Source organism: Paraburkholderia sp. UYCP14C, assembly GCF_004197395.1.
Classification (GTDB): Bacteria; Pseudomonadota; Gammaproteobacteria; order Burkholderiales; family Burkholderiaceae; genus Paraburkholderia.
The window spans coordinates 1-1,210 of record NZ_SELS01000263.1 but is presented as its reverse complement, the minus strand read 5'-3'; the positions used below and the strand labels follow the sequence as shown (position 1 = coordinate 1,210).

Below are 1,210 nucleotides of genomic sequence, written 5' to 3'. Positions count from 1 at the left end.
CTGCTACGTCGCCCTCAGGAAATTCAGATGAACCAAAACCGAGAACCGATCACGATTGACACGGAAAGTCATATCAACCCGCAGGCATTGAGGCCGCCGTACGCGCCGCTGAACGTCTCGAAGCTGATCACGATGCCGCGCTCGCGCAGTGGCGCATGAGCGTTGAACGGGCGCAGTATGAAGCACAGCGTGCGGAGCGGCGATACCGCGCCGTGGATCCCGAGAACCGACTCGTCGCACGCGGGCTCGAAGCGCAATGGGAGAAGCAGTTGTTCGAACTCGAGCAGGCACAGCAGGAGCTTGTCCGTCGTGAACAACTTCGTCCCCGAACATTGAGTGTCCAGGAACGACACAACCTGCTCTCGCTCGGCCAGGATCTCCAGCGTTTATGGGAGGCACCGAGCCTCGCCGTGCGTGACAGGAAGCAGTTGTTGCGCACCCTACTCGAGGAGGTTTCGATTACCGTCAATCGCGAACAATATTCGGCTCATCTGAAGCTGCGCTGGCGAGGCGGCAAGCTCACCGAATGTGATGTTGCACTACCTCGCTCGCGTCCTGCCACCATTCGCACCGACGAAGATACCCTGGCGTTGGTTCGTCGACTCGCGCAGCACTATCCCGACGCGACCATCGCAGGCATCCTCAACGCGCAGGGCCGTCTGAGCGCACAGGGCCTGCGTTTCAACCAGAACCTCGTCGGCAACCTGCGCCGTCACTGGAAGATTCCCTGCTTCGAACCACAGGCTGAACGCCCTGAAGGAGAACTGCTCAGCATTCGCCAGGCTGCGCGAGTACTGTGCACCGCGCCGTCGACACTCCACCGCTGGGTCAACGCCGGCTTCATCGCTGGCGAGCATCCCACGCCCGGCGCACCCTGGCGCATTCGCATCACGGAAACGTTGCGTAGTCTCTTCGTTGATAGCACTCCTGATGGATACGTCGCCATGCAAGTCGCAACCCGGCGACTTGGTGTTTCCCGTCAAACTGTGTTGCAGCGTGTAAAGCGCGGAGAACTCGACGCCGTGCTGGTTCGTCGCGGACGGGCCAAAGGCTTGCGCATCAAGGTCGCCAACGATCAGCCTGACTTCTTCGAACGCACTTCATGAACCAAGGGGCATTGCTATGAGAGATCCAAGAACTTCTCCAGATCAACGTCCACTACCACTCGCCGGCCCGACTGCACGTACGACTGCGCGGCCAACACCGCGTC

At 60.4% G+C, this 1,210-nt stretch carries 2 protein-coding genes; both read left to right on the top strand.

Annotated elements, in window-relative coordinates; genetic code table 11:
* The first annotated feature begins 27 nt into the window (after positions 1-27).
* On the top strand, positions 28-159 hold the full coding sequence (locus EVC45_RS47855) for a hypothetical protein (protein ID WP_306770881.1): 132 nt from the start codon (positions 28-30) through the stop codon (positions 157-159).
* Positions 156-1,106, top strand: coding sequence for a hypothetical protein (locus EVC45_RS44725; RefSeq protein ID WP_211193610.1), 951 nt, complete (start codon positions 156-158; stop codon positions 1,104-1,106). The genes EVC45_RS47855 and EVC45_RS44725 overlap by 4 nt, the downstream gene beginning before the upstream one ends.
* Positions 1,107-1,210 lie beyond the last annotated feature (104 nt).

Excerpts from the sequence above, each read along its gene's own strand:
- EVC45_RS47855 (WP_306770881.1), top strand. The coding sequence starts at position 28 with ATGAACCAAAACCGAGAACCGATCACGATTGACACGGAAAGTCATATC.
- EVC45_RS44725 (WP_211193610.1), top strand. The coding sequence starts at position 156 with ATGAGCGTTGAACGGGCGCAGTATGAAGCACAGCGTGCGGAGCGGCGA.